Origin of the sequence: Rhodococcus sp. YL-1 (assembly GCF_001942025.1) — a bacterium.
In the GTDB taxonomy this organism is placed as follows: Bacteria; Actinomycetota; Actinomycetes; order Mycobacteriales; family Mycobacteriaceae; genus Rhodococcus_F; species Rhodococcus_F qingshengii.
This window is the reverse complement of the sequence record NZ_CP017300.1, coordinates 21,197-40,336: the sequence shown is the minus strand read 5'-3', so window position 1 is coordinate 40,336 and position 19,140 is coordinate 21,197. Positions and strand designations below refer to the sequence as shown.

General features: G+C 62.7%; 17 protein-coding genes. 10 read left to right on the top strand and 7 right to left on the bottom strand.

The window, feature by feature from the left end:
• Positions 1–67 precede the first annotated feature (67 nt).
• A complete protein-coding gene (locus BH682_RS29805; RefSeq protein ID WP_064112145.1) occupies positions 68–646 on the bottom strand; it encodes a hypothetical protein in 579 nt (192 codons plus the stop codon).
• 784 nt (positions 647–1,430) lie between these two features.
• On the opposite strand from BH682_RS29805, the gene BH682_RS29800 reads away from it, so the two are divergent.
• The 9 genes from BH682_RS29800 to BH682_RS29760 all read left to right on the top strand — a co-directional run bounded on the left by BH682_RS29800 (position 1,431) and on the right by BH682_RS29760 (position 13,180).
• The gene (locus tag BH682_RS29800) at positions 1,431–2,711 is read left to right on the top strand and encodes an IS256 family transposase (protein WP_075835918.1); all 1,281 of its coding nucleotides are present in this window, start codon (positions 1,431–1,433) and stop codon (positions 2,709–2,711) included.
• Positions 2,712–4,352: 1,641 nt separating this feature from the next.
• A complete protein-coding gene (locus tag BH682_RS29795) occupies positions 4,353–5,390 on the top strand; it encodes a hypothetical protein (protein ID WP_157127661.1) in 1,038 nt (345 codons plus the stop codon).
• A gap of 96 nt (positions 5,391–5,486) precedes the next feature.
• Positions 5,487–6,461, top strand: coding sequence for a hypothetical protein (locus BH682_RS29790; RefSeq protein ID WP_075835583.1), 975 nt, complete (start codon positions 5,487–5,489; stop codon positions 6,459–6,461).
• A 229-nt stretch (positions 6,462–6,690) separates the two neighbouring features.
• The gene (locus BH682_RS29785; RefSeq protein WP_058228340.1) at positions 6,691–7,557 is read left to right on the top strand and encodes an esterase/lipase family protein; all 867 of its coding nucleotides are present in this window, start codon (positions 6,691–6,693) and stop codon (positions 7,555–7,557) included.
• The gene (locus tag BH682_RS29780; RefSeq protein ID WP_075835581.1) at positions 7,554–8,474 is read left to right on the top strand and encodes a hypothetical protein; all 921 of its coding nucleotides are present in this window, start codon (positions 7,554–7,556) and stop codon (positions 8,472–8,474) included. The genes BH682_RS29785 and BH682_RS29780 overlap by 4 nt, the downstream gene beginning before the upstream one ends.
• A gap of 528 nt (positions 8,475–9,002) precedes the next feature.
• Entirely contained in the window at positions 9,003–10,544 is a 1,542-nt protein-coding gene (istA, locus tag BH682_RS29775; protein ID WP_030538069.1) for an IS21-like element IS1415 family transposase, read from the top strand.
• Positions 10,544–11,335, top strand: coding sequence for an IS21-like element IS1415 family helper ATPase IstB (gene istB / locus BH682_RS29770; protein WP_003944771.1), 792 nt, complete (start codon positions 10,544–10,546; stop codon positions 11,333–11,335). Before istA ends, istB begins: the two co-directional genes overlap by 1 nt.
• Positions 11,336–11,685: 350 nt before the next feature.
• A complete protein-coding gene (locus BH682_RS29765; protein WP_019750086.1) occupies positions 11,686–12,312 on the top strand; it encodes a hypothetical protein in 627 nt (208 codons plus the stop codon).
• Positions 12,313–12,832: 520 nt separating this feature from the next.
• Positions 12,833–13,180 (top strand): hypothetical protein, encoded by a 348-nt coding sequence (locus BH682_RS29760; RefSeq protein WP_223304650.1) that lies wholly within the window; start codon positions 12,833–12,835, stop codon positions 13,178–13,180.
• 356 nt (positions 13,181–13,536) lie between these two features.
• Here the strand turns inward: BH682_RS29760 and BH682_RS29755 are convergent, their stop codons facing one another.
• The 6 genes from BH682_RS29755 to BH682_RS29730 form a co-directional block, all read right to left on the bottom strand.
• A complete protein-coding gene (locus BH682_RS29755) occupies positions 13,537–13,824 on the bottom strand; it encodes a hypothetical protein (RefSeq protein ID WP_019750075.1) in 288 nt (95 codons plus the stop codon).
• Positions 13,824–14,027 carry a three-helix bundle dimerization domain-containing protein gene (locus tag BH682_RS29750; RefSeq protein ID WP_019750074.1) on the bottom strand — a complete coding sequence of 68 codons (204 nt, stop codon included), beginning with the start codon at positions 14,025–14,027 and terminating at the stop codon, positions 13,824–13,826. Before BH682_RS29750 ends, BH682_RS29755 begins: the two co-directional genes overlap by 1 nt.
• Positions 14,028–14,396: 369 nt before the next feature.
• Positions 14,397–14,990 (bottom strand): PaaI family thioesterase, encoded by a 594-nt coding sequence (locus BH682_RS29745; RefSeq protein WP_019750071.1) that lies wholly within the window; start codon positions 14,988–14,990, stop codon positions 14,397–14,399.
• The gene (locus tag BH682_RS29740; RefSeq protein ID WP_019750070.1) at positions 14,987–15,433 is read right to left on the bottom strand and encodes a universal stress protein; all 447 of its coding nucleotides are present in this window, start codon (positions 15,431–15,433) and stop codon (positions 14,987–14,989) included. The genes BH682_RS29745 and BH682_RS29740 overlap by 4 nt, the downstream gene beginning before the upstream one ends.
• Positions 15,434–15,446: 13 nt before the next feature.
• Complete coding sequence (locus BH682_RS29735) at positions 15,447–16,970, bottom strand: MFS transporter (protein ID WP_019750069.1); 1,524 nt, start codon at positions 16,968–16,970, stop codon at positions 15,447–15,449.
• A gap of 702 nt (positions 16,971–17,672) precedes the next feature.
• Positions 17,673–18,674, bottom strand: a complete 1,002-nt coding sequence (locus BH682_RS29730) for an AraC family transcriptional regulator (RefSeq protein ID WP_003942428.1) — start codon at positions 18,672–18,674, stop codon at positions 17,673–17,675.
• A gap of 127 nt (positions 18,675–18,801) precedes the next feature.
• Between BH682_RS29730 and BH682_RS29725 the strand changes: the two genes are divergently transcribed.
• Positions 18,802–19,122: a 2Fe-2S iron-sulfur cluster-binding protein gene (locus tag BH682_RS29725; protein WP_003942421.1), complete on the top strand. Its 321-nt coding sequence runs from the start codon at positions 18,802–18,804 to the stop codon at positions 19,120–19,122.
• Positions 19,123–19,140 lie beyond the last annotated feature (18 nt).

The following is a 19,140-nucleotide window of genomic DNA, read 5'->3' as shown; positions in this document are numbered from 1 at the left end:
TGGAAACAGCACCCACACCATTCGAAAGCGGACAGCTCTCTCCCCGGGGGAGTGGGGGAACCGACGGTCAGGCGTCGCCGGGGAGGTACCCGGCGGCCGCGGTGAAGGCGATGCCGGCCGCGGCTTCATCCCGCACACCTTCCGGACCGGCACCAGTCTCGGCCGCCACAACAGCTTCCTTCGCTGCAGCCAACGCTGCGTGCCCGACCGCCCGGACTCGAGTCTGGATCTGACGTGGATCGGTCTCGTCGACCAGGTGCGCACGCCGAGCCGCAGCCGCCGCCAGATCAGCTCCGTTTGCGGCGGCCTGCCGGACGCTGGCGAGTCGCCATGCCCCGGTATGCCCTGCCCCAGGGGGTGTCTCGATTCGTGTCCCCTCCCACGAGGCGCTACGGCGGCTCTCCGAACGGGCCTCGAAACGCATGACCCGTTCAGTCAACGACTGCCGCGTAACCCCACCGAAGACGCCGCTGATCTCATCCCACGACACCCCGACCTCGCGGGCGTTGACGATCGCCGCCGCCGAACGATCCCGAGCTGTCTCCATCCGTTCCCGCAGCGCCGACTCCTGCTTGACCGCATCGGTCAGCGCGCCCACGGCCTTGCCTCGGGCCACATCCGACAGGTCGGTGCGAATCTCAACCACGCCAGCATCATCTCCTCGTAACCGGTGGGCCCTGGACATCACGCGACGGCGCAGGGTGCACATGCACAATCCCACCCCCGGTTCCGGTCACCCACGGACCGTAACGGACGCACCATCGTCGCAGCCCACGTTGATGATCGGCTCCTGTCACCACGATCTCTGCAGCTGTCGGACCTCACGCCACGCGCGCGTTCACATGACGCCGGCGACCGGGCACCCCCAACCTCACGCTCGGAGCGCGGCGCCCACCGACCACCCATCCGGACGAGCAACCTCAACCGCGAGAAACTCTGTCCCCCCACTGACCTCACAACATCACCCCACCCACCGACTCCCACCTATCGCACCCCCAAACGCCCCGATCCGGACAGCCTTCCCCCTGGGGGAGCCCACCCCGACCCTCCCCACAGCCAGCACGCACCACCAACCCAGCCCCGACACCCGGCCACGGCCGACTCACCTCACCGACGGAACCCCCTGCCCCGCAACCACACCCACCCTCCCGCGCCCACCCTCGAACCCTTGTCCCCCCACCAGCCAGGCGCAGGGAGCACCTGCACACCCCACAGGGGGCCCGCAACATCCACCCCCACCGCACCCGCCGCCACCCACCACACCTCCCCCCCCACACCCCCAACCACCCCTAACCACCCGCGCGCTTCGCGCGCGAGGCGACGTCGTCGACGGATGGTGTCTGCAGTTGTTGTCAGCCCCGGTGGGACTGTTTCGTAATCGGTGTTTTGGCCCGAGACGCTGAGTGAATGCTCGGCGAGGAGGTGCCGAGATGACGACACTGGAAGATGTGACGAAGAAGAGGGCCGAGCCCTCCGCGGAAGCTGCGGCGGCCGCGGAGTTGGTGCGCCTGGCCAAGGAGCAGGGCCTGTCGCTGACCGGGCCGGACGGTTTGCTCAAGCAGTTCACTAAAACCGTTCTGGAAACCGCACTGAACGAGGAGATGACCGAGCACCTCGGGCACGACAAGAACCAAGCTCCGGCCGATCGGGAGTCTACGAATATTCGCAACGGGACTCGGTCGAAAACGGTGTTGACCGAGGCCAGTGGGCATGTCCCGATCGAGGTCCCTCGTGATCGGGAAGGGACGTTCGAGCCGCAGATCGTCAAGAAGCGCCAACGTCGATTGAACGGGGTCGATGAGATCGTGTTGTCGTTGTACGCCAAAGGATTAACGACTGGTGAAATCAGTTCGCATTTCGCTGAAATCTACGGGGCCTCGGTCTCGAAGGAGACCATCTCGCGGATCACCGACAAGGTCCTCGAGGAGATGCAGGACTGGTCTGCCCGTCCGCTCGACGAGGTGTACGCGGCAGTTTTCGTCGATGCGATCGTCGTCAAAGTTCGAGACGGGCAGGTCGCAAACCGGCCGATCTACGCGGCGATCGGCGTCAGTCTCGACGGACGGCGCGACGTGCTCGGATTGTGGGCCGGCACCGGCGGTGAGGGCGCCAAATTCTGGATGTCCGTGCTGACGGACATTCGCAATCGCGGCACTCGGGATGTGTTCTTCCTGGTCTGCGACGGATTGAAAGGCCTGCCGGAAGTCGTCGAGAACGTATGGCCGGCCACGACGGTACAAACGTGCGTCGTGCATTTGATCCGCAACACCTTTCGGCTCTCGGGACGTCAACACTGGGACGCACTCAAACACGATCTCAGACCGATCTACACGGCACCGACCGAGGCTGCCGCTCACGCGGGGCTGGACGATCTCGCCGAGCACTGGGGTGAGAGGTATCCGGCGATCATCCGATTGTGGACCAACGCTTGGCAGGAGTTCATTCCGTTCCTCGATTACGACACAGAGATACGGCGAGTGCTCTGCTCTACCAACGCGATTGAGTCCCTCAATGCCCGCTATCGGAGGGCGGTGAAAGCTCGTGGCCATTTCCCTACCGAGGCGGCTGCGCTGAAGTGTCTGTATTTGGTGACACGTTCGCTCGACCCGACAGGCAAGGGCCAGGCACGATGGATAACGAGGTGGAAGCCCGCTCTGAACGCGTTTGCGATCACGTTCGCCGATCGTTGGCCGGGATCGGAAACTTACTGATGGAAAACCGCCGAAACACCGTTAAAGAGATAGACCCCCCCGGTGGCCGGGGTTTTGCTTTTGGCTCGAGAAGGTGACCACGAGGGTTCTGTTGATGTCAGCGATGGTGATGGGGTTGGGGCCGTCAGGCCCCGGCTTTTGTGGTTGGTGTTTGCGGCCGCTGGTGGCTGCGTTGGGTGGTTCGGGTGCCGGTTGTGTTGTGGGCGAAGGGGTGTCTGCCGGACCGGTTGTTGTGGTGGTGGGCTGCCCCGGCCGGCTTCCACTGCGTTCTGCTCGGCGCCGTCCGTGGCTGGGTCCGCTGCGCTCGGCTGCGGATGGTTGCGTTGTGCAGGTGCTCACCCCTCGGTGGTGTCGTTGGGTGTGTGGGTTTGTGTTGGTGGCAGCTCGTTGTCGGCAGCGGTTGGTGGCGGGTTGGCGGTGATGGTGGTGAGGGTTTTCAAGCCGGGTTGTTGGCGCTTCACAGGTGGGCGTTGAGGTCACGAACGAGTGGTGTGCGGGTTCACGATTCGGGTGACGGTTGGGGTCGTGGACCGGCTTCCACTGCGTTCTGCTCGGCGCCGGTCCACGACTGCTGTGGCTGGGTCCGCTGCGCTCAGCTACGGATGGTCACCGCATGCAGATACTCACCCACACGGTGGTGCTGTTGGGAGAGCTGGTTGAAGCTCGTCCGACCCGGGTTTCGGGTTGGCGGCCGCACCAGTTGTCGGTGACATCGACGGGCTGCGCGGCTACCGGCAGAGGGGGCTCACCCTGATGTCGACAACGCAGATCCCAACGAAGACAACACCGTTGACGACACCCCGCCAGGGGTGCGACACACACCCGGCCGGCGGACCCAGATGACACCAACAGCTGCACACAACAGATGACACCAACAGCAGCGACCAAACACTCAGGGGCAACCACCACCCGGGGGCGAGAAGCCACCGACAGAAGCCGACAAGGCTTAGCGCAGCGGACCGACCACCACCAACCGGATACGACCGCAGGTCAGTCGGCCACCCACCCCGTCAGGGCACCGGAGGATGCGAGCGAGCGAGCATTCTTCGGGGCACTGCTACGGGGTGGTCCACGAAGTGGCCGACACCTGCGGCGTAGCCGGAACCCCCATCAACCACGCACTCACACCATCACCCAGACAGCGAAGCGAATCTGTGGTGTGTGTGACGTGCGGTTGTGGGGGTTAGTCAGGATTTTTCTTGGGGGGCTGGATGTCGGGTTTTTCGGATAATAGTTGCTGGTTGCGGCATTTCCGGTGGAAAGTTGTTCTCGACAGCTGGTGTCGGGGTTGGGGTCCGGGTTTTGGGGAGGTTGGTTCTGTAGGGTGTGGGCAGTGCCGCTGCGGTGAGAGGTGAGACGTTGGTTTCGGTTGTGCAGTCCTGGGAGCGTGAAGTTTTGGCGACTCCGGAGTCTGTGTCCGAGTGGAAACGGGCTCGGTCGCGGCGACGGTTCGCAGCTGATGCTGTGCCGGCGGATCGGCGGGGAAAGCCGGGTGGGAAGGGGCCGGCGGGGTGGCGTCGGAAGCCTGCGGATGAGGACTTGCTTCGGTTCATGACGCTGCATGGTGTGGTGTCGTTGCGGCAGGCGGCGCATTGGTTTTACGGGGGGAAGATCAGCACGGCTCGGCATCGTGTTCGGTCGATGGAGGATGCTGGTTTGTTGACGCGGAATCAGGATCAGCCGTGGGCTGGCGTTGTGTTGGTTCCGACGCTTGATGGTCAGACAGTGGGGTTGGAGACGGCGGAGTTTCCGGTGTCGCATTCGTCGTTGCGTGGGCACATGACGGTGCCTGCGAATCTGTTGCATCGGTTGTTGGTTGCGGATCAGACGTTGGCTGCTCGAGCTCGGGGGCGCACGGTGATTTCGGAGCGCCAGATTCGGATGCTGGAGGCCCGCGATGAGAGTCAGTCGCATCGTTTTTTGCAGTCGGTGGGGGTGCACTATTCGTCGGATGGTGTCGCGGCCGGTGTTGTCCCGTCGCGGCTGACGTTGATCGATGAGGGGCCGGCTGGGACGACGGTTGTGGGGGAGCGGAACACGTGGTTGGGGTTGCCGGTTCGGACTGACTGGGACAACCGTGTGGCGCCGTATTCGCCGCAGCGTTCGGGTCTGCGTTTCCCTGATTTCATCGAGGTGTTGGAGTCGGGTGAGTTGGCTGCGGTCGAGGTGGAAGTCGCGACGAAATCGGAGGCACGCATGAAGATGCTCGTCGACGGTTACCGGTCGTCGTTGCCTTCCGTTGAGGACGTCGTTGATGCCAATGGTGCACCGGGGAAGCGGCTTCGGCGCGGTCAGTTCCGGCACTGCCGGTGGGTGGTGTCACCGGAGGTGCGGGTGGTGTTGCAAGGAACGACGAACTTCATCAGCGGTGGGCATCAGGATGGCCTTCTGCAGAAGCTGATGCCGGATGTGTACGCACAGAATTTTGATTGGTCGAAGCAGACTGACAAACTGCCCGTTCGGGTGATCGCGGCGACGTCGGAAGACACCGGCGTGCAGTACGCGTTGGATCAACGCAACCTTGAACCGCAGTACCGGTGCGACTATCGGACATGGCTTCGGTGGCGACGGTTGTGGGAGGCGCAGATACCTGCTGACAAGCGCGCCGTGTATACCTTTGCCCGGTGGATCAGGACGGCTGACAACCTCGAAATCTGCCGTCGTTTGGTGCGAGGCTGATCGTTTCGATTTGGTCGTATTCGTTCTGCCGGCAGACTAGCCTTCCGTCAGGCGGTACGTTCGGCCATCAAAATGTGAGAATTCTTGGGAGAGAATATGACCGACCAGACAGCTGCCGCGAGTGAAGAAGCCGTGCCAGTGGCTGATGCTTACCATGATGCGCAGGGCCAGCCGATCATGGCTGAGTCGATCGTCATCTACATCGACGCGCTCGCAACCAAGACGTTTTGGAAAGAAGAATCAGACTCCACTAAGCTCGAGTTTGTCAGGGACTGGGTACGTCAGTTCAACGAATTCCGAGGGGATCTCGACCTCTATCGAGGCCTAGTCGGCGGACCTGAAACGCCGCAACCTCCCATGGCTGTCACGTTCACGGACAACGTGGCCGTCGCGATTCCACTACCGCCGAAGCATATCGAGACACTTGCTGCATTGGCTGAGCACAGACTTCCAGCAGGTGCTGAGGCCGCGGAGCAAGCTCACGAAGCCTTGGACTGGCTCATGGACATGGTGTTCAGTCTCCAGATTCATATTCTGCGATTGGTGTGGGGACACAGCCGATTGTTCCGCGGTGCTGTGAGAGTTGGCCCTGTCTACGCGGACGACTGGACGATCATCGGCGACGGCCTCATCGACGCTGTAATGGGTGAGGAAAAGGGAACCGTGGTTCCTGCCATTCAGCTCCCCGAATGGATGGTGCAGGCATATGAACTGGATGCCAGTTTCTACAAAAACCACAAAGATTCCTCGCTGTACCAAACCCTTGGACACACGCAGTTCACAGCTGGATATGACACCTACTCGTTTGTGTTTTTGAACTACCTCACATGCCCCGATGGGGCCGAGTACGCGATGTGGCGTGACGAGGTCATCCCCGCCCACAAGGCCATGGTGACCAAAGGTCTAGAAACGAACGCCAACAGCCATGTCCGATTCAAATTCCTGTGGACAGCCGTGTACCACAACTGGGTTGTAGCAGATAACGGTCTCGACGAGTCCCTCCGAATAGATCTCGAAGACGAACTCGCAGCACGCTCCATCATCGTCCAATCGCTCGACAAAGCCACGTAACCGGCTCACACGACTGCGGCAACCAGATCGTGGAATCAAAAACACGCGTATCCAGAGTTCACCTTCAACCGCTGGATGCAGACACGCAACTACCTCGAATTCTGCCGCCGATTGACGCGAGGACAGCCGAATCTCGGACTACCTGTGACACATGCGCAGTGATCGAAGACGTGGGTTTGGAGCCGACGTCTGAGCTACATCGACTCTGCGGATAAGGAAAGATCAACGAATGCATCACTCAGTGGTCGCTCTGGAAAAGTACAAAGGCTGGACGTTCTACGCATCCAGTCACTCTGGGAAAGTCAAACGACTAATTGTGTTCGTGCACGGTTTCGGTGGTAACGCCATCGGGACTTGGAAAAATTTCCCTGACTCGGGCGAGCGAGAATGGTGGCTCGAAGCCGACATGCTGTTCATTGGCTATAAGTCTCGGAAAGAGAACCCAAAAGGTGTAGCGGACCGGATCCGGAGATCGATTGGTGACTTCTTTCCGAAACCCAACGCCGCAGCGCTCACCACCAGCGCTGGCGCCCTTCGGACGGACATCACGACCGAGTACGAGGAGCTGTTTCTGGTCGCGCACTCGTTGGGCGGACTGATAGTTCGCCAGGCACTGGCAGACGCCGCGCAGAAATGGAGAGAGGACGGCTCTCCCGCTGAAAAGAGACCTCCCATTTTGAGTGCACAGACTCGAATGTTCAGCCCTGCCAGTGCGGGATTTCAGGCATCCGGTGCTCTTGGAGCAATGAAGGCTGCGTCCTCAGTGTGGAGCGCTATCGAGGTATTTCTCCGACGAGCACCGGCGTTCAGCGATCTTCAACCCGGTTCCGAGGTCTTGGAAAGGACTCGGCGACGAACAGAAATGTACGTGAAGGAGCCTGGGTGTGAGGCGCTGAAAGCTCGGATCGTGTGGGCTAATCCGGACAACGTAGTCATCACCGATCGATACGACACGGATTTTGTTGACGAATCCATCGATGAGACCTCCCACACTACGGTCTGTAAACCGCGCGCCGCCGAACTAGCACCAAAAAGTTCCAAAGCCTTTGAAATGCCGTGGATTTTCATCGAGACTGGCACCACGGAGGAATCATGAGCACGCGCCCGGACATATCCGAAGAGATCCTGCAAGCACGGCTCACATCCTTCATAGATACGTTGGTTCGTCCAGAAATCGACGCCCTTCCTCCCTCTTACGGCCCCGAACGAGACCGCTACGTGATAGGCCTGACGACAGCCTGGAACATCGATGAGGCTGAGTTTTGGGCGGATTTCCCTGGGCAGGCTGCAAGCATGACAGCGATACTGTTCTTGTTCGAAAAACTCGATCTCCTGCTCCGCGGCCAGATGGCGGGATATTTCACCGAAGGGTACTCAGACGTCACCCGAGTCCTACTGTCGCTCCCTATGGGCCGTGGCGCAAGGCTCGCGAAAGCATTTCAATCCCACTCCTATCGACTGACTGAGGAACGCAAAAATAGCGCTGATTTCGTATCGGATTCCCACGCCCTTGACGACTTTCACACCAGATTTGCAACCATTCTCGACACTGACAGCCCGGAGTTCCGAGAGTTCATACGGCTGGTGCTCTTCGCCTCAACCGATGAGTGGACCTTCCGGATCCAACAGATCCATCTGTTAGCCGATGAAATTCTGCGTGATCCCGCCCTCGCTTTGTCCTCCGCCGAGGTAGACACGCTGTCATGGGCACTGTCCGGAGCTGACGAGGCACGCTTGTACGAAGACAATGGTCATCATTTAGATCCGGCGTCGCCGATCGAAGCGAGTGTGCGTATTTTGACGTACACGTCTCGATTTACAGACCTGGTATCCGCCCGTGACAGGTTGGCCGACATCGCACCAATAGTCACTGCCGATGAAAACACCGCTGCACAACGGGCTGCCACCCTCGAGCAATACATGTCCAGGACGAACCGCAAAGAACGTCCGCAGCCGTCACGCCAATACCCAACTCTTCGAGACACGTTCAACAGGCCCCCACATTTCGGGTGAACCTCTAGCTCCGATCCTCAACAGGGGCGGCGATTTGCAGCGGATTCCATCCGGTGCAAATCGCGTTGGAACTGCTACCGGGTTTCAGTGCGACGGATACGGTGCGGCCTTCGTCGTCGAAGATCGGGGCGGGGCGAACTGGCTTGTTTCCGGCGCTGCGGACAGCGTCGTGGACGCGCCGATCTCAGTGATGGGGTAGGGGACTGCTGCACGCTGCCAATGTGCCGGCTGCGGTGTATGCCAGTCGTGGCATCATTTTCTCCTCAGGAGCGAGAACAGTCGTCGTTGAAAACGACGTGTCAGGCCCAGTCGGCGGCAGCAGTGTGGCGCTGCTGTCGACGTGCACCTTTACCGTCTGAGCCGCGGCGGCCAGGGATGCGGTTGGCTCGCCGGCGTGTCGACGGCCATCGTAAGCTCCCCACTGGCGGCCATTTATGGCGCATTTTGTGGCCATGGTTTCTCCCCGCGTACGGCCAGATAGTTCCCCACCTGCTGTGAGTCAGATTCGGTCCCGGCAACGCTGGGTGGATGAAATCGAGCAGGGAGATCATGGAAATTTTGGAGGCGTACGACCTCACGGGTAGTTATCGGGCGGCGGCGGAGCTGGCTGGGTGTGATCACCACACGGTGGCCCGGTATGTGCAGATGCGCGCTGCGGGGCAGCCGCCGGACCGCCGGCGGCATCGAGCGCGGGCGATCGACGACTTTCTGCCGAAGATCGAGGAGTTGGTGGTCCGCTCGCAGGGCAAGGTCCGCGCGGATGTCATCCACGAACGGATCGTCGCGCTGGGGTTCACCGGCGGTGAGCGGACCACGCGCCGGACGGTCGCGGAGGCGAAGGCCCAGTTTCGGGCTGGTCGGCGGCGAGTGTATCGGCCGTGGGTAACCGAACCTGGGCTGTGGTTACAGTACGACTTCGGTGACGGGCCAACGATTTCCGGCCGGAAGACGACGTTGTTCTGCGCATGGTTGGCGTGGTCGCGATTTCGGGTGGTGATCCCGATCTGGGACAAGACATTGCCGACGGTGGCGGCGTGTTTGGATGCGACATTCCGCCGCTTGGGCGGGGTTCCGGTCTATGTCCTCACCGACAACGAGAAGACCGCGACGATCGATCACGTGGCCGGGATCGCGGTCCGCAATCCGGAGATCGTGGAGGTGGCACGGCATTACGGCACGACGCTGCGGACGTGTTTACCTGCTGATCCGGAGTCGAAGGGAGGAAGTGAGGCGACGGTGCGGATCGCCAAAGCCGACCTGTTGCCGAAGGAGGTGAACCTGCGCGAGCAGTATCACTCTTTCGGTGAGCTCGAGTCGGCTTGCCGGCAGTTCTGCACCGACGTCAACACCCGCGTCCACAGCTCTACTCGGCGGCGGCCGGTCGAGCGGCTGGCCGAAGAGTTGCAGCGGCTGCATCCGCTGCCGAAATCTCCGTTCACCGCGGTGTTCGGCACTACCCGGCGGGTGAACTGGGAGTCGACGATCTCGGTGGAAGGGGTGCGGTATTCGGTGCCGCACACGTTGATCGACACTCGGGTCTGGGCCCGCTTCCATGGTGAGGAGCTGATCGTGACCGCCGTCGACAATGATGGCGGTGCAGTCGAAGTCGCGCGGCACCGCCGCGGCCAACCCGGTTCACCGGTCCTCGACAACGACCACTACCCACCCCGCCCAGACCGCGACGCCGCCGACCGGGTGCCCAAGCCTCGTACCGCCGCCGAGCTCGCCTTCCTACAGTTGGGCCAGGGTGCCAACAGCTGGCTGGTCGAGGCTGCCGCCGCGGGAGCGCGCCGCATCAGGGCGAAGATGGCCGAGGCCGTGGACCTTTCGAAGCTGCACTCCCCGGACGCAGTCGACAGAGCGTTGGGGACGGCGGCGATGACCGGCCGGTTCGCCGATCGGGACCTGATCTCGATCCTCGACTACCAAGTCACCCACGAACACGCTGATCCGGTCCGTCGCAGCGAGAACCACACTCTGCAACCGGGCACCGCCGCCTGGTCCACCTTCGGCCAGACACCAGCGCCGGCCAGCCCAGCCACTACTGACGATGAAAGCGATGACGCCTGATGAGCACCCCTTTGCGCACTGTTACCAGCGCTAACGGCGACCCGTTGGCCGAGGCGATCGACCTGACTAAACGCCTGAAACTGCCCCATATCCGCAGGTCCTTGAGCGATATCATCCCGACCGCGAAAGCCCAACGCTGGGACCCCGCCGAAGTCGTGCGGGTTCTCCTCGCTGAGGAAGCCGCCGGCCGGGACCGGGCGAACCTGCACACTCGCCGCAAACGCGCGGGTTTCCCTACCGGCAAGACCTTCGGCGACTGGGACGAAACGAAATCGTCGATTCCCCGCGCCACCCAGGACGCGCTCCGCACCCTGGAGTGGGTCGGGCGGCGTGAATGTTTCTGCGTCTGTGGGCCTTCGGGAACTGGCAAGTCTCACTTCACCGAGGCACTCGGGCAGGCCGCAGTCGAAGCTGGGCTGGCGGTGTCTTGGTTCACCATCGAAGACCTCGGTGCCCTGGTCCGCCGGCACCGTGCCGACGACTCCATCGCCCGAGCCCTGACGAGGATCATCCGCTCCGACCTGATCATCGTCGACGACATCGGTCTGCTCCCGGTCTCTGAAGACGCCGCCGAAGGATTCTATCGCCTCGTCGACGCTGCCTACGAACGCCGAGCGATTGCCGTCTCGAGCAACCTGCACCCCTCCGGCTTCGACGAGATCATGCCCAAAACATTGGCCACCGCCACCGTTGACCGGCTCCTGCACCATGCGCACGTCGTCGTCACCGACGGCGACTCCTTCCGCCTCACCGAAGCCACCACCGGCAAGGGGGTGAAGCCCTTCAGCTAACCCAAATCAGAAAGCGGGTGGGGAAAAACAACTGGCCGCCACCGGGGAGAACCCGTGGCCACCAGCGGGGAGAACTACTGGCCGCCTACGGGGAGAACTTCGTGGCCATTGACAGGCTGCGCCGTTGACGACGGTGGGTTCGAGGGTGAGTTTCATTCCTGCGCAAAGGTTGGCGTTCTCGGCAACCAGGGCCATTGGGATGATCGCAAGGGCAGCCGCAATGGCAGGTACGAGTGGACTGTTACCGAAGCCCACCACAGGTCATACCCCGGATCTTCAACTGGTTGTCGGCACGTGTCTCTACAGTCAACTCGGGTAACAGTCCGGATCGAGTGTCAGGAGCAGGGCCGATGACGTTCGTCAACGATGCTCCATCCCCGCTGCCCGGCATGCCCGACAGCGCTCCCGCGCTGCGGGCGTTCCAGATGACGTTGATCGGGCAGCCCCAGCCTGTACGCATTCCGGAGCGTCTGTGGCGTTCTTGGCTCGACAATCCTGCCGTCGTTTCTCGTTTCGAGTCCAAGCGATTCCGACGCCGCCGGGAGCAGTGCTGGCCGTGGATCGGCGGTGTGTCTTCGACCGGGCATGGTTCCTTCCGGGCGGCGAGTCTGCCTGGGCCGTCCCGCCGCGGGACCGTGCCGGCGCATTTGTTCGCCTACCAACTCGAAGACGGTGTCATCTCGAGGTTGGGCTGGTCCAACACCGACGACGCGGTGCTGTGCCACCAATGCGACTTCGCCGGCTGCACCAACCCGGCACACATGCAGTTGGGAACCAATCGCAGCAACCGCAGCGAATACGAGCTCCGGCGACGCAACATCGCCAGCCCACTCGCCGACGTTCGAGGACCCGCGGGTCGCACTCGCGCCATTGCCACCGCGATCCGTACCGGGATCGAACAAAACGTAGGAGTCGACGTCATCGAAGAGCGCATCGCTGCGGCCGAGGCTGCAGGACGTCCGCTCTCGCTCTGGTAGCGAATATTGCCATTCGATACTGACGATGCACGTTCAATGTGGGTGTATTTCGTTGCGGTGCAGCGACTTTCATCCACAAAATGACATAATATAGGTTATCGGCGAACGTATGGGCGGCAATCTATTGACCGCAACACATCCGGCACATTCAACTTTGGCGATCGAACGCGAAGCGCCGGCGACGGCATTCGGTCGCTGCCCCGGAACCCGATCCGTTAGAACATCGGCACGTTCGCTCGTGGCGCGAGTTTTCCAATCTGTAACTTTCGATATCTGTGACCCGGCGGGACAGAAAGGTATACATATCTCATGTGCCCGGCTAACGACAAGGAGACCGATGAACATGCTGGACCTTTTCTCGTTCGTGATGCCTCGATGACTGCCTCCGGCGTCGCCGCGCCTACACACCGAGGTCTTCCCACCACATCCGGCAGGAAAAGCCCCGCTACCACCACTCGCACCACCACGACATACGGCTCGGATACGCGATGACCATTCTGCCTGCAGCGGCGGAGCCCCGATGAGCAGTCCTCGCCGCATCGCGCGGCTCTACTCTGCCGCGAACAGTCACGAGGTGCCGCCGGCACACCAACTGAACGCACGCGCCCGGCGCACCCGAACGGCCCCGCCCCCGGACGTCATGGCCGCCGTAGAATTTCTACTCGCAGAGCCCGATGCCTACCTCTACCGGCGTCGCTACCTCGACCTCATCACCCACACCCTTGGCCCGGACGGCACCGCCGTCACCGACTACACCGCCGCCGAAAAATACCTCCTCACCGCCGACAGATGCAGAAGAGCAATACAACGTACGACCGACCTTTACGCAGTGCCGACAAGAAAACCCGGAAACGACGCGTCCAGGTAGGCGCAATTCGCGCCCCCACCAGGCAGCGAATTGAACAAGCCAACGGCGAGCCCACAAATCTGGAAATGATCTATTCCCTGACCGTCACCTGCTCCTGACGCTCGATCCCGGACTGTTACCCAGGACCACGAACCCCAAGCCACGGCGCCGAACCTCATCCAATGCACTCTCCGGAGTATGTGCGCTAGGGCACACCCCGCCGATATAGGCCGCCCAGACGACCACAGCAGGGGCAGCACTCGATGCTGGTTGTCGATCCATCCCCGCAGCTCACCGTCCCCGTACATTGCTGCCTGTGGATAGAGGGAGACTCCGGACCGCGTACTCAGCGCGATCAATGCTGCGAGGGAAACCGATCAGCTGCGGAGAGAACGTGCGGCAGGCACATCGGTAGGACTGTTGACGGCAGGAAAGCGGCGTACCAGTTGCTCAACCAGAGCGTGCACCCGATGAAGGTCCTTGCGCAGAGCCGCCGCATCGGTGCGCGCAGCCGACGCCAACACCGGTGCGACCGGACGCGCACCCCGCACCAGCCGCAGCGCGGATTCGATGCGCTCCGACAACTCGTCGATCTCCGAATTCAACAGAGCCAGAAACACTCTCGCCTGCGCAACATCGGACTCTTCTGCCGCGGACACAGCCATTATGAAGCGACCAGCGAGGAAAGTTTCTCACCCGCCATGCGCTCGACGAGCAGAGGAACAAAATCACGCACCTTGTGACCGTCGAAATGAGCATGAGCAGACGCAACAGCGTCCGCAACGACATCAGCCGATATCGACGGATACTTCACCGACAACCGCGTCACCGCATGAGCGATCAGTCGTTCTTCCTCTTCGGTTTTCATCGGTAAATACTGCGCCCCACCTGCCCATAGTTCAACAGGAGACGACTATCGACTACGCGCAACGATCAGCACCTAGTCACGCTGCGCTGCCACGAGCCGAAACCGACCGCCGAGGTCGCCCCACACCGGCGACGGGTGCGCGGAACCGGGATGCGATCCTCACGCAATCTCTCACCCTGAAACCATGAGCACCGTCCCGTCGTCGTGACCGAACACGGCCGCAACGCCGCGTTCTGCGACCTGATGGCGCGCACCGGCCTCCGGTTGGGGGTGTACAGCCGGAGATATTTACCCGGTTCGATCACGTCTCCGACTGCCGCCACGGACGGCACAGCGCTCTGCCGATCGCGGATCGGCTAGAGGGACACGTCAGGGACTGTCCATCTGAGGGCCTTGTTGGTCTTCGTGTGTAGTGGGCGCGGTCGCCGCCGAGGCGTTGTGTCGGGGGGTCAGGAAGTGGTCGATGTCGACGATGAGGAACAGTGCGGTGGCGGTAGTGACCACGTGGGCGTGGTTGTTTTCGATGGTGGCTCGCAGGTGTAGTTTGCGGCCTGCGCGGGAGTGGATGTGAGAGCGGAGGGTGTAGGGGGTGTCGAGCAGGACCGGGGCGAGGTAGTCGATAGCGAGGTGGCGGGTGACGGCGAGCTCTCCCACGGTGTAGAGCAGAAACCCGAACAAGTCGTCGAGGACGGTGGCGACCGCGCCCCCGTGGGCAATCGCTGGGGCGCCGACATGGCGGGAATCGAAGCTGTGGTGGGCGTAGACGCCGTGTGCGTCGCGTCGGACGCGCAACTGGTGGCCGTGAGGGTTAGCCGGTCCGCAACCAAGGCAGTGGGGGTGGTGAGGCGGCAGGTCGACGTGTTCAGGCGGCGCCACAGCGAAGGTACGGATCCAGTCCTCGGCCTCGAAAGGTTCGGGGCCGGCGGTCTCGGGTGTGTTGGTGTTGGGTGTGTGCTCGGTCATGGACGCCTTCCGTAGGTGTCCTCACCATTAGCAATGAGGATGTCGCAGTGGGCTTTGTGGGCAAGCTCGGCCGGCGAGGTGAATAGCAGCCGGGCCAGTGGTGACCGGTGGGGGTTCGCGGTGACGATGAGGTCGTCGGCGGTCGGGCCGGCTAGGTGAAACAGTGCGCGGACGGTGGGCTCGGGCAGGATGCGAGTTTCGATGTCGACGGCGCCGTGGGCGATCGCATGTTGGTGCGCGGTGCGCAGGATGGCGTCGGTGGGTGTGGTAGCTCGCAGCCGGTCGACGTCAGTACCGAGTGCGCGTTCGTCGATGTCGTGACGGGCGCAGATGATCAGGAGTCGGGCGTGGGTGACGTGAGCCAGCTCGGCGGCGTGGTCGACCACGCGGTAGGAGTAGTCGGATCCGTCGGTGTCGACGAGGATCGTGCGATAGGCCGTCATGATGGGGCCTCTTTCACGAGAAGGGGGTGTTCGAGCGGGGAGGGGTGTTCGTGTGAGTGCGTGACGCGCGGGAGCGGCGGGTGGTGGGGCCGGGAGAGAGGACTGCCAGCACGATCGCCCCGGCGGCGGTGAGGGCGGCCAGCGTGAGCGCGGCCTGGCTGCTGCCGTGCACGAACGCTGCCTTGGCGAACTCGGCCAGCGGTTGGGCCGCCGGTCCGGCCTGGTCAGCGACCTGCAGAGCAGCGGCCAGGGAATCGGCGACCGGGCCGCGGGCGGGCTCGGGAAGCTGGGGCAGAGCGGGCTGGATGTGGTGGGTATAGCCTGCGGCGAGCACGCTGCCAGCCACGGCGATCCCGATCGCGGCGCCGATCTCGCGGGCAGCGTCGTTGACCGCGGCGGCGACCCCCTGTTTGGCCGCAGGGGTGTCGGCGACGATGGCGTAGGTCGCCGGGGCGGTGCACAATCCCAGACCCGCGCTCATGATCAGCAGCGGCCACAGCAGGCCGGGATAGTCCGCGGCCACGGTCAACCGGCTTACCAGCACCAGTCCGGCAGCGATGGCAAGCAGTCCTGAGACGGTCATCACTTTCAACCCGACGAGGCTCGACAACCACGGTGCGATTACCGAGATCACGACCAGCGGCACCACCATCGGCGCCAACGCCAGTGCCGAGGCCAGCGGCCCATAGCCGAGGATCAGCTGCAGGTACTGCACCAACAGCAGGAACACTCCGAAGGTAACCAGGAACTGGATGGTCACCGACAGCGAGCCGGCCCCGAAACCGCGGCGGGCGAACAACCGCACGTCCAGTAGTGGCGCAGAAGACCGCAGCTCTACGATCACAAACACCACCGCTGCCAGGAGACCGACCCCGGCGATAGCGGCGACGAGCTGGTCGGCCCAGCCCCGCGCGGGAACCTCGATCGCGGCGAACACGATCGCCGCGATCGCGACGGCCACCACCGCCGCACCCACCCAGTCCACCGGGGGATGCTCGCTCTCTCGGGACTCGGCGATAGTGCACGCCAACCCCGCCAGCACCACCCCCGCCACGGTCAACCCGACGAACACCGAAGGCCATGACCACCGCTCGAGCAGTACCCCGGCGCCGAGGATGCCCAGCACTGCCCCTGACCCCGCAACTCCGGCCCACACCCCCACCGCCCGGCCACGATGGGCAGCGGCGAACCCCGCGGTCAGGATCGACAGCGTCGAAGGCATCACCAGCGCCGCGCCCACCCCGGCCAGCGCGCGCGCTGCGATCAGCCACACCGGGTCGGCCAGCAGCAGCGGCAGCGCCGACGCGACCGAGAACACCGCCAGCCCCGTGACCAGCACACCGCGACGCCCGTAACGGTCACCGATTGCTCCGGCAGGCAGCACAAGACACGCCAGCACCAGCGTGTAACCGTCGACGATCCAGGTCAACTGGGCTTGCGTCGCCCCGGTCTCGACCGCGATCTGCGGCAACGCCGAGTACAACGCCGCCATGGCCGCGACCACCAGCGCCACCGCCAGGCACGACACCGTCAGCATCCACCACTCGGCCCTGGTCCACCCGTCGATCTCAACAGCGCCCGTCCCAGGTGTGTCCACCGGCGCCTCCCAACTCAAAGACCAACAGTCTCGGTACGAGACCATTCGTATCATAGTGGTGGGGGCTCGGGATAGAGTCGACACATACGCCCAGGGCTGAACGAGACGAATCGGAGGAGCGCGCTCCCATGACCGCCCCGGACCACGCCACGACCGACTCACTCACCGCAGTCGACGAGCAGGCCGATCCGCGGCTAGCACGCTCACGCAACCGGTTACTCGACGCGGCCGCGCCCAACTTCGGGGGTGTCTTGACGTGCCCAAGCAGGCGTTCTCGAACAAAGGTGGTCGGCTGGCGCTCCGGCCCGCGGCCACAACTGCCGCAGCACCTGCCTTCAATCCGGAAAATCTAGGTTCCCATGCGGAGCTGTCACTTCCGAGAAAGATGATCATGCCCGAGCACATGCCCATGCCCACACAGCAGGCATAACCCCTCGCTTTGGCTGCAAAGTGCCCACGTCGACGCGGATTCCACCACTGATCACGCCGTTGCGGTGACCCCGAGACTCAGGAAGATCCTGTCGGACCGAAATCTTGGTCGGCCCCTGGAGTACCACTGATCTCATGCACTGGGAACGGCCCCACACTGATTTACCGCATCCGCCAGCCCCCTCAACCCGCCGGAGACCGGGCGGCTCAGCGTCATGGATGCCGGAACTCGTTCGGAGAACGGCCGGTCCATCGCTTGAAGGCGTGTGAGAAGTTGGTGAGGTCACTGTATCCGAGCTCCGTGGCGACCTCAGTCACCGACATTGATCGGTCGAGTAGCCGCAGCATCGCACGCTCGCGCAGGAATGACTGGCGCAACTCGCGGAAAGTGGTCCCCTCTTCGGAGAGGCGCCGCTTGAGTGTGCTGACGGATATCGACAACTCGCGTGCGACCCAGTGGATACTCCCCTGTGCGGGCTCCTTCTCCAGCAGCCGTCTCGTCTTCTCCGAAAACGACGTGGTCCTGCCCCGCTGGTCGAGAGTTCGCTGCAGATCGCCGATGGCGAGTCGGTATGTGAGGGGATCGGAGAACCGGCAAACCTCGTTAAGCGTGTCCGCGGGAACATGAAGGAAGGACATCGGAGCGCCGAAAAACAGGCGCCCGGCTATTAAGTCCTCATGATTGGACAGGAGGGGCGGCACCGGCCAACTCAAGTGGAGTGTGACGGTAGGCATGTCGCCGGCGAGCATGTCAAGCAGTCGCAGTAGCGCCGACCCGCAGTAGGCGACGACCAGGCAGTCCAGGGCCGGATCGCTTGTGTGTGCGGTGAACCCGATGGTGAGGCCGTGGTCACTTGGATGGAACTGTGGACTGAGAGCTGTCGAGATCAACGGCAGATAGGTGAGCAACTCCACGATCTCGGCTACCGAGCCTGCGCTGACCAGCGGAGAACTCAACGGGCCGAAGGACGTCAACTGGGCCTGTTCAGCGAACGCAAAGCCGAGCAGTGTTGCCTGGTCGACGTCGAGTTCGGGGTAGACCTCCCGAAACCACCGTATGGGGGCCTGAACGTCGCGCTGAATCAGCGTCGCCTCGTCGGTTCCTTCGCGAGACATGATGTTGCGAAGCCGCGCGACGGCGTCTGGGTCGAATGCTTGGCGCTCGAGCAATTGCACGAACAGGAGCGGGGGCACACCCTCGTCATCGAGGATCATTGGTTCACCAGATCCCTTTGAGCCGAATTCACAAGTTTTTGACTCCGCAGAACATAGCCGTAGCGGTCATCCCCGACGACACTTTGATCAAGTTCCCAAGGCGAGGACAACGTATCAGGAGTTGGTTATGGCAGTTGTCACCTTTGTCTCACACGACGGCAAGAAGCACGAGGTCCCTTTCCAAGAAGGACAGTCGCTGATGCAGGTCGCGACCAACAATGCAGTGCCCGGCATCGACGGCGACTGCGGAGGCGAGGCCGCGTGCGGCACCTGCCATGTGATCGTCGATCCGCAGTGGTCCGAGGAGGTGGGCCTCTCCGGCTCCGACGAGGAGGAGATGCTCGCGATGAACCCTGAGCGTCAACCGACCTCTCGACTGTCCTGCCAGATTCCGGTCTCCGAGGCGTGGGACGGCCTGACCGTCCTAATGCCTGAGTTTCAGATGTGACGACGAGAGAGACGATAA

Bases quoted from the DNA above. Each gene is read 5' to 3' on its own strand.
- BH682_RS29750 (WP_019750074.1), bottom strand. From the start codon at position 14,027: ATGAAAACCGAAGAGGAAGAACGACTGATCGCTCATGCGGTGACGCGG.
- BH682_RS29785 (WP_058228340.1), top strand. From the start codon at position 6,691: ATGCATCACTCAGTGGTCGCTCTGGAAAAGTACAAAGGCTGGACGTTC.
- istA (WP_030538069.1), top strand. From the start codon at position 9,003: ATGAAATCGAGCAGGGAGATCATGGAAATTTTGGAGGCGTACGACCTC.
- BH682_RS29745 (WP_019750071.1), bottom strand. From the start codon at position 14,990: ATGACCGAGCACACACCCAACACCAACACACCCGAGACCGCCGGCCCC.
- BH682_RS29740 (WP_019750070.1), bottom strand. From the start codon at position 15,433: ATGACGGCCTATCGCACGATCCTCGTCGACACCGACGGATCCGACTAC.
- istB (WP_003944771.1), top strand. From the start codon at position 10,544: ATGAGCACCCCTTTGCGCACTGTTACCAGCGCTAACGGCGACCCGTTG.
- BH682_RS29790 (WP_075835583.1), top strand. From the start codon at position 5,487: ATGACCGACCAGACAGCTGCCGCGAGTGAAGAAGCCGTGCCAGTGGCT.
- BH682_RS29765 (WP_019750086.1), top strand. From the start codon at position 11,686: ATGACGTTCGTCAACGATGCTCCATCCCCGCTGCCCGGCATGCCCGAC.
- BH682_RS29735 (WP_019750069.1), bottom strand. From the start codon at position 16,970: ATGCTGACGGTGTCGTGCCTGGCGGTGGCGCTGGTGGTCGCGGCCATG.
- BH682_RS29755 (WP_019750075.1), bottom strand. From the start codon at position 13,824: ATGGCTGTGTCCGCGGCAGAAGAGTCCGATGTTGCGCAGGCGAGAGTG.
- BH682_RS29760 (WP_223304650.1), top strand. From the start codon at position 12,833: ATGAGCAGTCCTCGCCGCATCGCGCGGCTCTACTCTGCCGCGAACAGT.
- BH682_RS29780 (WP_075835581.1), top strand. From the start codon at position 7,554: ATGAGCACGCGCCCGGACATATCCGAAGAGATCCTGCAAGCACGGCTC.
- BH682_RS29730 (WP_003942428.1), bottom strand. From the start codon at position 18,674: ATGATCCTCGATGACGAGGGTGTGCCCCCGCTCCTGTTCGTGCAATTG.
- BH682_RS29795 (WP_157127661.1), top strand. From the start codon at position 4,353: ATGGAGGATGCTGGTTTGTTGACGCGGAATCAGGATCAGCCGTGGGCT.
- BH682_RS29725 (WP_003942421.1), top strand. From the start codon at position 18,802: ATGGCAGTTGTCACCTTTGTCTCACACGACGGCAAGAAGCACGAGGTC.
- BH682_RS29800 (WP_075835918.1), top strand. From the start codon at position 1,431: ATGACGACACTGGAAGATGTGACGAAGAAGAGGGCCGAGCCCTCCGCG.